Source organism: Paraburkholderia sp. GAS199 (assembly GCF_050436585.1).
Lineage (GTDB): Bacteria > Pseudomonadota > Gammaproteobacteria > Burkholderiales > Burkholderiaceae > Paraburkholderia.
The window spans coordinates 1-13010 of the sequence record NZ_JBNDMM010000004.1; the positions used below are offsets into that span (position 1 = coordinate 1).

Here is a 13010-nt window from a genome sequence, read left to right on the forward strand (position 1 = left end):
CTTCCCATCCCGAACAGGACCGTGAAACGACTCCACGCCGATGATAGTGCGGATTCCCGTGTGAAAGTAGGTAATCGTCAGGCTCCCTAGCAGCAGACAGAAACCCCGCCCCAAAAGGCGGGGTTTTTGCGTTTGGGACGCACAAAAACAAAGCAAAGCGCACGTCTGTCAAACCGGCCCCTGAAGCCGCGCGTGGCACAAAGCAAATTTGTTTGTCGCCAATACCATAGGCTTTGGATAGCACTGCAGTCGTAGTCTGCCAATAATTGGTGCGGCGGCCGCCCCTATTGCGCGGCAATAGCACAGCCATGACAAACACGTTCGACTAGAACTCTTCCCACTAGCCTCCTTTGGCATGGAGGCCTTCAATCCGCCACATAGCTAGTCAAAAATTCTCATGCTTCTGCGTTCACCGCCCACTCGGTGAGGCGCACTACAGCTAGTTAGCGCGTCGCACAGATTTGCGCTAAATCCGTTCAGAGATCCGCGTTGCTCAAGCACCCCGTTCATCCTGAATCGTCGGCAGACCCACTTCACGCCCACCTCGTCAGGCAACCTGCCAATAGCTACAACGCCTCGCCGAATCCGCTCCCACCACCTCGCCGTTTCCTTAACATTCACCCCAAAATACTGTATAAATATACAGTAAAACTCGTTGCCGTTTGCTTGCCTGATGCCGGGCAGGGCGGAGCTTTCCCTATTGAAAGAGCGTGTCTATGGCAGCAGCAATTCAGCTTGCAACGACTACGCTGTCGTCGCAATTACGGCGTCAGGTGTGGCAGGGCAATGAACTCGCCGGGTCGGATGCGAGAGTGATCCCTACGGGCTACGCCGAGCTGGATCAGTCGCTGCCCGGGCGGGGCTGGTCGGCGGGTGGGCTGACGGAGCTTTTGATCGAGCATGAAGGTGTGGGCGAAGTGCGCCTGCTGGCTCACACCCTTCGGCATCTGACGGCCCAAACCGGACGGCATGTCATGCTGGTCGCGCCGCCTTATGCGCCATGCGCGTCGGCGCTGCGCGCATGGGGCGTCGATATCGAGCGCGTCTTATGGGTGCGTTCGGGCGAAGACCAGGCTATCTGGGCTGCCACGCAAGCTTTAAAACAAAGTGGCATCGGCGCGGTGCTGGTATGGCTGCGCAATGCCCGTGCCGATAAGGTCCGGCGTCTGCAAGTCGCGGCTCAGGAGTCGGCGTCGCTGGCATTCGTGATCAGGCCGAGCGAGGCGGCGACGCAATCCTCGCCGGCTCCGCTGCGGATGCTTTGCGCGCCGATCTTGCCAGCCAATGCGCAGACGATCAACCGTCGTCAGTGGCTGAAGGAGATCGGCATGTCCATCGACATCTTCAAACGCCGCGGGCCACCGCTCGCCGAACCTGTGCAACTCCTCCTGCCGTTACAAAGTGTCTCGTTGCCGGAAAACGGAGCCGGTAGCAAACAACAACGAGAGATTAAACATGTTGTGGATCGCGGTCACATTGCCACTCTTGCCACTGGAAGCGGTGAAGCCTCTCGTCCCGTTCCCGGATGGTTTGCCCGCGCAATCGAATCGGCATGAGCCGGACGATCAGGCGGAGCAGCAACCCGATGGTGAAAACGCCATCGGGCGGCTCTGCTATGCGCTGGCCGATCACGCGCACATCCTGCTGCCTGATCTCGACGCATCGCGCGCCGGCGTTCAGGCCGGTCACTCGCGCTCGCATGCATTGGCGTTGGCGCCGGGTCTCAACATGCTCGTCGCCGATACACAGCGCGAGACTCAGGCGTTCGAAGCGATGGCGCTTGCCTTGCTGACCTACACGCCGAAGGTATCGCTGGCCGAGGCGCATACCTTGTTGCTCGAAGTCGGCTCGGGTCTGCGGCTGTTCGGCGGATTGCGCAAGCTGCTGGCGCGCGTGTCGGCCACGGCGGCAGAGTTCGGCTATACGATGCGCATCGCCTGTGCACCCACGGCGTGGGGTGCATGGTTGCTGGCGCAAGCGCGCGTTGCTGGACAGGGACGTTGCTGGCGCGTGGTGAAAAACACCTCGCTGGCGCGCATGCTCGATCGCTTGCCGGTTTCGTTGCTGCCGGTTGCGCAGGCACATCGCGATGCCTTCGTGCATGTCGGTTGTCAGACGCTGGAGCAGTTGCGCCAGTTGCCGCGCGCGGGTGTCGTGCGTCGTTTCGGCGGCGGTATCCTCGATTTGCTCGCGCAGGCATACGGCGCGCATCCGGATCCGCGCGAGTCGTTTCGTGCGCCGGCATCGTTTCATGCGCAACTGGAGTTGCCCTCGCGGGTCGATAACGCCGACGCGCTGCTATTCGCCGCACGGCGTCTGATCGTGCAACTGGCCGGCTGGTTGAGCGCGCATCATGCGGCGCTCAGCGGCTATACGCTGCTGCTCGAACACGAACTGGCGTCCCGTCACGCACCGAAAACGTCGAGTCTGAAGGTCGCGTGGGCAATTCCATCGCGCGATGCCGAGCATCTGATCTGGCTGTTGCGCGAAAAGCTGAATCAGACGGTGCTGGTGGCGCCGGTGATCGAACTGAAGCTGGTCGCAGATCAGATCAGCGAGTTTTCCGGACAATCCGACACCTTGTTTCCCATGCCGGAATCCGACGGCGAATCGGTCGCGCGTCTGCTTGAGCGCTTGAGCGCACGGCTGGGGCCGGAGAACGTATTGCAGATGTCGGTGCAGGACGATCACCGGCCCGAGCGAGCCATGCGTGTGGAGGCGTATCAGGCACAAGCGTTTTCGGGCAAGAAGCGGGGGGCCGCGAAAACCCGCGGCAAAGCAAAGGCGGATCGAACCTGGCTGACGGATGAGTTGCAGCAGGCGGCGTCGAAAGAAGACCACGCGGCTACCCGCATACCCGAGCCATCTCCCCAGATGCCGCGCTGGCTCGAAGAAATGGCGCTCGCTCGACAGGCTCACGCGGCTTCGGCGCAAGCGGACGAATCTCAGGCTGCGCTGGACTTGCCGGCTAGCGTGTTGCCGTCGCAACCGCGACCTGTGTGGATGCTGGAAAAGCCGCTGCGTCTGCTGATGCGCGACCAACGCCCGATCTATCGCCGTCCCCTGAAAATGCTGACTCGCACCGAGCGGATCGAAGCAGGGTGGTGGGACGGTGAGCGCGTCGAGCGTGACTATTACGTCGCCGCCGACGACCGCGGACATATGTTCTGGGTGTACCGCGAATGCCGGACTGGCGAGTGGTATTTGCAGGGCCTGTTCGGCTGAAGCTCATGACAACGTCATCGTCACCGTCGAAAGTTCCGCCGGAAGCGCCGCCTTCCACTCATCTGCCGCCATATGCGGAATTGCATTGCCTGACCAATTTTTCGTTTCTGCGCGGCGCTTCGCATCCGCACGAGTTGATCGAGCAGGCCATGTCGCGCGGCTATAGCGCGCTCGCGATCACTGACGAATGCTCGCTGGCGGGCGTCGTGCGCGCTTACTCGGCGTTGCAGGAAATCAGGCAGAAGTACGCCGACGAGGAGCCGCCGAAACCGATTCCGCATCTGATCATCGGCAGCGAACTCAATCTGACCGACGAAGAAAACCAGCCGTTCTGCACACTCGTCGCATTGGCGACCAATCGTAACGGCTACGGCAATCTGTCCGAACTGATCACGCTGGCCCGCTCCCGAGCGGACAAAGGCAGCTATCGACTGGGGCCGTCGGATTTCACCGAGGCGCTACCGCATCTCGAGCACCTCAAGAATTTGCCCGATTGCCTGCTGCTGCTCGTGCCGCAACGTACGGCTACGCTCGCGCATACGTTGCATTGCGCGCATTGGCTGGCGTCGTTCGCGCCCCATCGCGCGTGGCTCGCGCTGGAACTCTGGCAAACCGGCAGCGACGAACTTCAGATCGACGCCCTGCGCATGATTTCAAAAGCCAGCGGCTTACCGCTGGTCGCCGCGGGCGGTGTGTTGATGCATGCACGTTCGCGCAAACCCTTGCAGGACACGCTGACGGCAATCGGTCTCGTCACGCCGCTCGCGGCATGTGGTCACGCGCTCGAAGCCAACGCCGAACGGCACATGCGCAATCGCGTGCGGCTCGGCCAGCTCTATCCGCACGACACGCTCGAAGAAACACTGCATATCGCCGCGCTATGCCATTTCTGTCTGAGTGAACTCAAATACGAGTATCCGGAAGAACTCGTGCCGGCCGGCGAATCGCCGTCGAGTTATCTGCGCAAACTGGTCATGGCCGGCGCGGTGGAACGCTGGCCAAACGGGATGGATTTGAAGCGCATCGACCAGATCGAAAAAGAACTGGGTTTGATCGCCGACCTGAAATACGAAAAGTATTTTCTGACGGTGCACGACATCGTGAGCTTCGCGCGGTCGAGAAATATTCTGTGTCAGGGGCGTGGGTCGGCGGCGAATTCGATCGTGTGCTACTGCCTTCACGTGACGGAAATCGATCCCGTGAGCATGAACATGCTGATCGAACGTTTCATCTCGCGCGCACGGAAAGAGCCGCCCGATATCGACGTCGATTTCGAACATCAGCGCCGCGAAGAAGTGATTCAGTACATCTACGCGAAGTATGGCCGTCATCGTGCCGCGCTCACCGCGTCGCTGATTACTTATCACGCGCGCAGTGCGCTGAAGGACGTCGGCAAGGTGCTGGGACTCGAGGTGTCGCTGATCGAGCGCATCAGCAAATCGCAGCAGTGGTGGGACGGCCCCGAGGCCGTCGCGAAATATCTCGCGGAAGCGGGTTTCGACGCCACCTCGCACATCACGCAGAATCTGATTCGCCTGACGAAGGAGTTGCGCACTTTTCCGCGTCATCTGTCGCAGCACGTCGGCGGCTTCGTGATCGCAAAAGACAAACTGTCGCGGCTCGTGCCGATCGAAAACGCGACGATGAAAGACCGCAGCGTGATCGAGTGGGACAAGGACGATATCGACGCGCTCAAGCTGTTGAAAGTCGACGTGCTGGCGCTCGGCATGCTGTCCGCGATCCGGCGCGCGCTGGAGTTCGTCGCATTGCGTCGCGGCTTTCCACGGTTCAGGGTGCAGGATATTCCGCGTGAAGACCGGGCCGTCTACGAGATGTGCGGCCATGCCGATACGATCGGCGTATTCCAGATCGAATCGCGCGCCCAGCAAAGCATGCTGCCGCGCCTGAAGCCGAGCAAATACTACGACCTCGTGATCGAAGTCGCGATCGTGCGGCCGGGGCCGATTCAGGGCGGCATGGTGCATCCGTATCTGCGTCGCAAGCAGGGTCTCGAGCCCATCGATTACGCGAAGGACGAGTTGCGTCCGGTGCTCGAACGCACGCTCGGTGTGCCGATTTTTCAGGAGCAGGTGATGCACCTCGCGATGGTCGCGGCGCAATATACCGGCGAGCAGGCGGACCAGTTGCGCCGCGCAATGGCCGCATGGCGGCGCAGCGGCAACCTCGCGAAGTACCAGAAGGATCTGAGCGACCGCATGTCGGCGCGCGGCTACGAAAAAGAGTTCATCGAGCGCATCTGCAATCAGATCGAAGGTTTCGGCGAATATGGTTTTCCTGAAAGTCATGCCGCGAGCTTCGCCTTGCTCGTTTATCTGAGCGCCTGGATCAAGCGCTACGAGCCGGCGGCATTTCTTGCAGGATTGCTGAACAGTCAGCCGCTGGGTTTTTATTCGCCGTCGCAACTGGTGCAGGACGCCAGACGTCATGGCGTCAAAGTCTTGCCGCCCGATGTAACCTTGAGCGATTGGGAAACGACGTTCGAAAATAGTGCGTGCGAAGGGCAGCGCATTTCGTCGAGCGAGACCTGTCTGCGGCGTCAGCAGTCCGTGCTGTCGGCGCAGCAGTTACGCGATCTGGCGCTGGGTCGGCTGAGCTTGAGCCGAACCGTGAGGCGCGCGGCACAGCGCCTGAGAGCTCGCGTTTTTCAGGCGTCCAGCACGTATGGCGCGCGAGGTCCTGCGGTGCGTATCGGCATGCATCTGATCAAGGGACTATCGCAAGCGGCAGCGGAGCGCATCATGGCAGCTCGCAACGACACGCCATTTTCCGACGTCGACGATCTGGCGCGGCGCGCAGTACTGAACCGGCGCGACCTCGAAGCGCTGGCGGCAGCGAACGCGCTGGTCAGCATCGCGGGGCATCGGCGCGAAGCATGGTGGGCCGTGACCGCACAGCATTCCGTACCTCGCTTGCTGCGCGATGCGCCGATCGCCGAAGCGCCACTCGTTCTGCCGCCGGCTGCCGAAGGCCGCGAAATCGTCGACGATTACGGCAGCATCGGCCTCACGCTCAATCGTCATCCGCTCTCGCTATTGCGGCCGCGTCTGAGCAAGCAGCGTTTTCGCACGGCGGCCGAACTGGCCGCGTGCCGGCATGGCACGCTGGTGCGCGCGTGCGGCATCGTCACCGTGCGGCAGCGGCCGGGCACGGCGAACGGCACGGTATTCGTTTCTCTCGAAGACGAAACCGGCGCGGTCAACGTGATCGTGTGGCCGTCGCTGGTGGAAAAGCAGCGCAAGGTGCTGCTTGGGGCGTCGTTGCTGGCGGTCTACGGCGTTTTGCAACGCGACGACGGTGTTGCGACCGGCCATGCGGATAGCGGCGGCAAGCGTCTGCGAAAAAACCAGGGCGAAGTGATCCACCTCGTCGCGCATCGTCTGGAAGATCACAGCGAATGGCTCGGTGAACTCGCGACCACGAGCCGCGATTTTCACTGATGCCGTCTGATGCCGACTCCACCGCGCCCGATCACTATCCACCCAAGCTCAACCCAAGCCGTCGGGCAGGCCGCCGTTCAGCCTCGCCAGGGAAATGCGCTCAATACCTGACGAATCGCCGTGTCGAACGGCGTGCGGCGGCCGATGCCGAGCGCTTCCAGCCGGCTCGAAGCCAGATGACAGTTGTGCGGCCGCGGCGTCGCGTCGGTCGGCGTGGGTTGCGGAGTCAGTCGCGCATCGAGTTGCAGCGCCTCGGCCAGACGCACGGCGATCTCGTACTTATTCATCGGTTCGTCGCCCGACCACTGCACGATGCCGCGCAGCGCCTCGCCGTGCGCGTGGCGTTCGAGCATCTGCCGTATCACGTAAGCGACGTCCGGCGTGAAGGTGGGGTAACGGATCGCCCAGGCGTCCATCGGCGCGGCCTTGCCGTCCGCTGCGGCGGACGCGGCGATTGCGGGCACGAGACTCGTCACCGCCGACTCCGACCAGCTGACGATCGGCCCATACAGCAGCGGTAAGCGCAGCACGCAGCCCAACTCGGTCGTGTCGGCCAGCGCGCGTTCGCCTTCGAGTTTGCTGCGGCCGTAGGCATTCAGCGGCGCAGGCTCGGCGTCATGCTGGTACGGCGGATGGCGGCCGTCGAAGACGTAGTCGGTGGAGATCGACAACGTCCAGGCGCCACACCGGTTTGCCGCGGCGGCCAGGGTGCGGACCGCGTCGACATTCAGCGCGCGGGCCAGCGCCGGATCGTGCTCGCACACATCTGGCCGGCGTTCCGCCGCCGCAATCACGAGCGCGTTCGGCGCCTCGCGCTCCATAAACCGCTCGACGGCTCCGGCGTCGCGAATGTCCAGCGCGACCGTATCGGGACGCGGCCGGCTGAAAGTCGTGGCGACGACCTGCCAGGGCGTCTGCTGCGTCAGCTCGTCGACGAGCGCCCGGCCGACCAGCCCGGACGCGCCAATCACGGCAACCTTGAACATACCGGCGCCCGCCTAGCGCGCGGCGCTGGTGGCGACGCCGGTCACGGTATAACCGGCTTCGTCGATTGCTGCCTTCAGCGACTCGACCGCTTCGGTCGAGTCCACGGATACGCGGCCGGCGGCAAGATCGACCTGAACGTGCGCCGTTGCGTCGTGTTCGCGGATCGCGTTGGTGACCGCTGCAACGCAATGCTGACAGCTCATGCCTTCAACCTGGAATTCGATCGTCATCGGGAATACCTCGAAAATGTGCGGGTGCGATGGTTGAATTATGCCCGTCGATGCGTAATTGAGTGGTAGACCCTCCCACCATGGGAAGGCGTACGATCTGCTTATCGATCGAACTACCTCTCTGGACACCATGATGAACATCGGAGAAGCGGCCCGTGCCTCGGGCGTCACGGCCAAGATGATCCGCTATTACGAAAGCGTCGGTCTGCTCGCGCCGGCCACGCGGACGAGCGCGGGATACCGGGTTTACGGGCCGCCGGAAGTGCATTCGCTGCGCTTCATCCGGCAAGCGCGCCGGCTCGGTTTTCTGGTGGAAGACATTCGCCGCCTGCTTGCGCTCTGGCACGATCGCTCGCGCGCCAGCGCGGAAGTGAAGTCCATTGCGATCGAACACGTGGCGGACCTCGACCGGCGTATCGCGGAACTGACCGAGATGCGCGATACCCTGGCCCATCTCGCCGACCATTGTCACGGCGACGACCGCCCGGATTGCCCCATTATCGAGCGCCTGGCTGACAACGATCTGGTCACGGGCCACGGATGTCATCCGGTTTAATGGTGCCAGGTGCAACCCGCCTGCGACAGGCTGCGCTGCGGCGTCTAAGAGCACAATAATGGTGCAAATTTATAAAGTGCCGCATCGGTTTCATTTCTAATGACAAATTGAAACAAATTAAATCAACAACTTAGATGCACCAAACGAGTGCGACATTCCAAAACGGAATGCACGTCATGCGTGCATTTCACTAGCGAGGTTGCACCGGAAGTCTATAATTCGGGTTAACCCTTTTTAAGGGAAATCCCTGATGCACAACTCACCGGGGATTCATTTCTGATCCTTGGAGAACATCATGTTTGCATACGTACTTGAAAAGCTGAGCACCTGGTTTGAATCCGCAGAACGCACCCGCCGCGAAGCCTACCTGGCATCGTCGTCGGATATCGTTCAGCTCGAGCAACGCATTCGTACGCTCGAAACCAACGGCTACTCGCTGTAAGCAGCCATTGCGTCACGTTTGACCCGGCAGCGCGTTTCGCGCAGCCATAGCAGTCAGTGTCGAGCCCCGTCAAAGCGGGGCTTTGTCGCATCTGGAGCCTGCAAAATGCGCGGCAGCCGATACTTGGCGTTAGTTCATGGCCGATATCGACTAGCCTCGGGACCGCGGTCGCGGTAAGGTAAAGTGTTTTCGCGTCATCGGCATTCCAAATCTAACCGGTCCGCTCATGCCTTCTTTCCGCTCGCTTCGTTTCTCGCCGGCTGCCGCCGTGGCCGCGTTTCTCGCTACGGCGCTCGTCGTGCCGTCCGCGTTCGCTGCATCGAGCAATACGCGTAAGCCGCTCGTCCTCGACACACAAAGCGGCATCAGCGACGGCCAAAGCGGCACCGTGTTGCAAACCGCGCCGCTTTCGCACCAGCCGATCGTCGGCGCGCAGCCCATCGCGGCGCCCGCGGAACTCGCGCCGAATTCGTCGATTCCCATCGTGGTGGCGCCGTATGTGCCGGTGCCGGTCGGCGGTGGCTCGCCGCAACCTCAACCGCAGCCGCGTCCTTATCCGGCTCCGCGTCCCCAATAAGCCGCCGTTCGCCCTTTCCGGCAGGCGGCCGGTCTTCCAACTCCTCGATCTAACGCGGCGAACCTCGTGGCCGCCGCGCGTCGTCGCGCGCGCAAAACTTCGCTCGGGGGCGGCGCACATCTGCGGTGTCATTCGGGTTTCGGCGCATGGCGTGGGCGAAACCGTCCGACGACAATCGTCGAGCGATCTTTCGCCGGCGCCGGAGTGAGTCCGGCACGGCGCGCTTCGTCACCGCGTAGAACGAAAACAGAACAAGGAGACATGGAAATGCCCATTCACTGGATGCACCGAGCCGCCATCACCTGTGCCACGCTGGTCGCGCTGTCCGCGTCCGCCGTACTGCCCGGCGTCGCGAATGCCAAGGACGTGCCGGAAAAGCCCACGCTGACCATGGCCGTCGGCGGATTACCCGGCCTTTACTATCTGCCGGTGCTCGCGGCGCATCAGTTGGGCTATTTCAAGGACGAAGGTCTCGACGTCACGCTGGAAGATTTCGCGGGCGGATCGAAAGCGCTCGAAGCGGTGGTGGGCGGCAGCGCCGACGTCGGCGCGGGCGCGTTCGAACACACGCTGTTCATGCAGGCCAAGGGCCAGCGTTACCGTGCGTTCGCGCTGATGGGACGCGCGCCGCAGATCGTGGTGGCGGTACTCAAATCGAAGGCCGATCAGCTCAAAACGATGGCGGACTTCAAGGGCGCGAAAGTAGGGGTGAGCGCGCCGGGGTCGTCGACGGATCTGGTTCTGACCGTTGCCTTGCGCAAGGCCGGCGTGCAGCGCAACGAAATCTCAGCGATCGGCGTGGGTAGCGGCGCCACCGTGCTGGCCGCGGTGAGCGGCGGTCAACTCGACGCGCTCTCGAACGTCGATCCCATGATGACCAAGCTCGCCCGCAGCGGCTCGATCAAAGTGCTGGTGGATACGCGGACCGTAAAAGGAACGCAGGAGGTATTCGGCGGGACCATGCCGGCGGCGACGCTCTACGCCCCGGAGTCGTTCATCCAGAAGAATCCGAAGACGACGCAGGCCCTCGCCAACGCGATCGTGCGTGCGGACCGCTGGCTGCAGACCGCAAGCGACGCCGATTTGCTGAAAATGGTGCCGCCGGCCTATCTGCTCAACGACTCGGCGCTCTACGTCGAAGCGTTTCACAACGTGCGCGACGCCTATTCACCGGACGGCCTGATGCCCGCGGACGGTCCGGCCACTTCGCTGCGCGCGCTGTCGTCGTTCGATAACCGTCTCGATCCGTCGAAGATCGATCTGAACGCCACCTATACCAACGACTTCGCCCGCAAGGCCGCTGCGCAAATCAAGTGAGCGGACTGGAGCGCGCAGCGTGCTGCGCGCTCCGGCAAACGGCTCAATCGCCGCGATACTCGACCTTGAACTGCGCGGCCTTGTCCTCGCCGAGCGTCTTGACGAGCCAGGGCATCTGATCTTTGAGCATCTTGGCCAGCGTGTACGGCGGGTTGAGGATGAACATGCCGCTGCCGAACAGGCCGAAGCCGTCTTCCGGCGGATTGCTGACGGTCAGGCTGACGTGCAGCCAGTTGCGCTCCTGCAGCTTTTTCAACTGTTCGGGAAAGCGCTGCGATTCGGGACGTCGCACCTGCGGATACCAGACCGCGTACGTGCCGGTGGGGAAGCGCTTCAGACTCTCTTCGACGCAGCGCAACGTGCGCGTGTAGTCGCGTTTGTCTTCGTACGAAGGGTCGAGCAGCACGAGGGCGCGGCGCGGCGCCGGCGGCAGCAGCGCGAGAATGCCCTCGAAGCCGTCGCCGGCATAGAGCATGGCGCGTCGGCCCGCGTCGCGGAAATTGTGGCGCAACACGTCGATTTCGGTAGTGTGAAGCTCGAACAGACGCATGCGGTCCTGTTCGCGCATCTGCCGCCATGCGATATACGGCGAGCCCGGGTAGAAACGCAACTGTCCGTCCGGATTCAGCGCGCTCACTTCTTCGACGTAGTCCGAAAACAGCGGCGGCAGGTCGTTCCGTTCCCAGAGGCGGGCAATGCCGGTCTGGAACTCGCCGGTCTTGGTCGCATAGCCTTCCTTCAGCGAATAGACGCCGGCGCCCGCGTGCGTGTCGATATACCAGTAGGCTTTGTCCTTCTGGCCGAGGTAACGCAGGAGCTGCAACACGACGGCATGTTTGAGAACGTCGGCGTGGTTGCCTGCATGAAAGGCGTGGCGGTAGCTGAGCATGATGAGGAGACGCTGAAAGAGGGCGCGCTGGTCCGGGACGGAGCCGGCGACGCGAAAGCAGGGCGGCTGCACGACGCAATACGAGAGCGGTGTGCGGCGCGGTCGCGTATTGTACGCGACGCCGCGCCGCCCACTGCCGCGCGTCTCCTGCAGGACCCGGCCCGACGGTACGCCGGGCCGGGTTCGTCATGGCCGCATGGAGCGGCGCTCAGTCGTGCGCGTCGCCGATGACCGCCTCGATACGCTCCTTGATCTCCGGCGTGATTTTTTCGGCCACCTCCGCCGACTTCATGTTTTCCGCGATCTGTTCGACACGCGATGCGCCGGTGATCACCGTGCTGACATTCGGGTTCTTGAGAATCCAGCCGATCGCGAGTTGCCCGATCGTGCAACCCAGTTCGTCCGCCACCTCGCCGAGCTTGCCGACCACATTGTTCTTGCCGGCATCCGTGACCTGCTTGCGCAGCCATTCGTAGCCTTGCAACTGCGCGCGGCTATCGGACGGCACGCCGTCGCGATACTTGCCGGTGAGCAGTCCCGAAGCAAGCGGACTCCAGGTGGTGAGACCCAGCCCGATGTCTTCGTAAAGACGCTTGTATTCCTCCTCGACGCGCTTGCGATGGAACAGGTTGTACTGCGGCTGCTCCATCACGGGCTTATGCAGATGATGGCGCTCGGCGATTTCGTAAGCTGCGCGGATTTCGTCGGCGCTCCACTCGGACGTGCCCCAGTACAACGCCTTGCCGCGCGCGATCATGTCGCTCATGGCCCAGACCGTTTCTTCGACCGGCGTGTTCGGGTCAGGACGATGACAGAACACGAGATCGACATAATCGAGTTGCAGCCGCTTGAGCGATGCGTCGATCGCGTTCATCAGGTATTTGCGGTTCAGCGTGTGGTACTGGTTCGGCGCTTCATTGAGGCCCCAGAAGAATTTCGTGGACACCACGTAGCTCACGCGCGGCCAGGCGAGTTCCTTGAGAGCCTGCCCCATGATTTCTTCCGACTGGCCGGCTGCATAGACCTCGGCGTTGTCGAAGAAATTGACTCCGGCATCGCGCGCGGCGGCCAGCGACTCACGCGCCGCGCGATGGTCCACCTGGTTGCCGTAGGTGACCCACGAGCCGATTGACAGTTCGCTGACCTGCAGGCCGGAACGGCCCAGACGTCGATAATTCATGCATTCCTCCTGTGAATGGGGTGCTGCCCGAATCCCGCTGAAACATCCAGTTTAAAGAGATTGGATTCGACGTGCTGAATTGCCGCATGGTTCATGCACAATAGCAGCGTTGGCCGCAGTGCAGCATTCGGCCGGACGGTCTATGCCGT

The 13010-nt window shown here is 62.3% G+C and carries 11 protein-coding genes and 1 rRNA gene; 8 read left to right on the forward strand and 4 right to left on the reverse strand.

All coding sequences use genetic code 11. From position 1 onward, the window contains the following. The 4 genes from rrf to P3T18_RS16995 form a co-directional block, all read left to right on the forward strand. Window positions 1-83 (forward strand): 5S ribosomal RNA (gene rrf, locus P3T18_RS16980); the annotation flags it as partial. A 633-nt stretch (window positions 84-716) separates the two neighbouring features. Beyond that, window positions 717-1556 carry a translesion DNA synthesis-associated protein ImuA gene (gene imuA, locus P3T18_RS16985; protein WP_429301128.1) on the forward strand — a complete coding sequence of 280 codons (840 nt, stop codon included), beginning with the start codon at window positions 717-719 and terminating at the stop codon, window positions 1554-1556. Further along, window positions 1456-3225, forward strand: a complete 1770-nt coding sequence (locus tag P3T18_RS16990) for a Y-family DNA polymerase (RefSeq protein ID WP_429301129.1) — start codon at window positions 1456-1458, stop codon at window positions 3223-3225. Before imuA ends, P3T18_RS16990 begins: the two co-directional genes overlap by 101 nt. Before the next feature lie 5 nt (window positions 3226-3230). Next, window positions 3231-6683 carry an error-prone DNA polymerase gene (locus tag P3T18_RS16995; RefSeq protein ID WP_429301130.1) on the forward strand — a complete coding sequence of 1151 codons (3453 nt, stop codon included), beginning with the start codon at window positions 3231-3233 and terminating at the stop codon, window positions 6681-6683. Window positions 6684-6760: 77 nt separating this feature from the next. On the opposite strand, the gene P3T18_RS17000 is transcribed toward P3T18_RS16995, so the two are convergent. Together P3T18_RS17000 and P3T18_RS17005 are read right to left on the reverse strand one after the other, a co-directional pair. Beyond that, the gene (locus P3T18_RS17000; RefSeq protein WP_429301131.1) at window positions 6761-7669 is read right to left on the reverse strand and encodes a dTDP-4-dehydrorhamnose reductase family protein; all 909 of its coding nucleotides are present in this window, start codon (window positions 7667-7669) and stop codon (window positions 6761-6763) included. A 12-nt stretch (window positions 7670-7681) separates the two neighbouring features. Continuing rightward, on the reverse strand, window positions 7682-7900 hold the full coding sequence (locus P3T18_RS17005) for a heavy-metal-associated domain-containing protein (RefSeq protein ID WP_429301132.1): 219 nt from the start codon (window positions 7898-7900) through the stop codon (window positions 7682-7684). Between the two features lie 133 nt (window positions 7901-8033). Between P3T18_RS17005 and cueR the strand changes: the two genes are divergently transcribed. From cueR to P3T18_RS17025, 4 genes are all read left to right on the forward strand, one after another. Continuing rightward, window positions 8034-8456 (forward strand): Cu(I)-responsive transcriptional regulator, encoded by a 423-nt coding sequence (gene cueR, locus P3T18_RS17010; protein ID WP_429301581.1) that lies wholly within the window; start codon window positions 8034-8036, stop codon window positions 8454-8456. A 295-nt stretch (window positions 8457-8751) separates the two neighbouring features. Then, on the forward strand, window positions 8752-8898 hold the full coding sequence (locus tag P3T18_RS17015; RefSeq protein ID WP_429301133.1) for a DUF3563 family protein: 147 nt from the start codon (window positions 8752-8754) through the stop codon (window positions 8896-8898). Window positions 8899-9124: 226 nt separating this feature from the next. Continuing rightward, window positions 9125-9475, forward strand: a complete 351-nt coding sequence (locus tag P3T18_RS17020; RefSeq protein ID WP_429301134.1) for a hypothetical protein — start codon at window positions 9125-9127, stop codon at window positions 9473-9475. A gap of 267 nt (window positions 9476-9742) precedes the next feature. Next, window positions 9743-10792, forward strand: coding sequence for an ABC transporter substrate-binding protein (locus P3T18_RS17025; protein WP_429301135.1), 1050 nt, complete (start codon window positions 9743-9745; stop codon window positions 10790-10792). A gap of 43 nt (window positions 10793-10835) precedes the next feature. Here the strand turns inward: P3T18_RS17025 and P3T18_RS17030 are convergent, their stop codons facing one another. Together P3T18_RS17030 and P3T18_RS17035 are read right to left on the reverse strand one after the other, a co-directional pair. Continuing rightward, the gene (locus tag P3T18_RS17030) at window positions 10836-11681 is read right to left on the reverse strand and encodes a 23S rRNA (adenine(2030)-N(6))-methyltransferase RlmJ (RefSeq protein WP_429301136.1); all 846 of its coding nucleotides are present in this window, start codon (window positions 11679-11681) and stop codon (window positions 10836-10838) included. Between the two features lie 208 nt (window positions 11682-11889). Further along, window positions 11890-12861, reverse strand: a complete 972-nt coding sequence (locus P3T18_RS17035; RefSeq protein WP_429301137.1) for a potassium channel beta subunit family protein — start codon at window positions 12859-12861, stop codon at window positions 11890-11892. Window positions 12862-13010: the final 149 nt, after the last annotated feature.

Coding starts and splice junctions, on each gene's coding strand:
- imuA (WP_429301128.1), top strand. CDS start 717: ATGGCAGCAGCAATTCAGCTTGCAACGACTACGCTGTCGTCGCAATTA.
- P3T18_RS16990 (WP_429301129.1), top strand. CDS start 1,456: ATGTTGTGGATCGCGGTCACATTGCCACTCTTGCCACTGGAAGCGGTG.
- P3T18_RS16995 (WP_429301130.1), top strand. CDS start 3,231: ATGACAACGTCATCGTCACCGTCGAAAGTTCCGCCGGAAGCGCCGCCT.
- P3T18_RS17000 (WP_429301131.1), bottom strand. CDS start 7,669: ATGTTCAAGGTTGCCGTGATTGGCGCGTCCGGGCTGGTCGGCCGGGCG.
- P3T18_RS17005 (WP_429301132.1), bottom strand. CDS start 7,900: ATGACGATCGAATTCCAGGTTGAAGGCATGAGCTGTCAGCATTGCGTT.
- cueR (WP_429301581.1), top strand. CDS start 8,034: ATGAACATCGGAGAAGCGGCCCGTGCCTCGGGCGTCACGGCCAAGATG.
- P3T18_RS17015 (WP_429301133.1), top strand. CDS start 8,752: ATGTTTGCATACGTACTTGAAAAGCTGAGCACCTGGTTTGAATCCGCA.
- P3T18_RS17020 (WP_429301134.1), top strand. CDS start 9,125: ATGCCTTCTTTCCGCTCGCTTCGTTTCTCGCCGGCTGCCGCCGTGGCC.
- P3T18_RS17025 (WP_429301135.1), top strand. CDS start 9,743: ATGCCCATTCACTGGATGCACCGAGCCGCCATCACCTGTGCCACGCTG.
- P3T18_RS17030 (WP_429301136.1), bottom strand. CDS start 11,681: ATGCTCAGCTACCGCCACGCCTTTCATGCAGGCAACCACGCCGACGTT.
- P3T18_RS17035 (WP_429301137.1), bottom strand. CDS start 12,861: ATGAATTATCGACGTCTGGGCCGTTCCGGCCTGCAGGTCAGCGAACTG.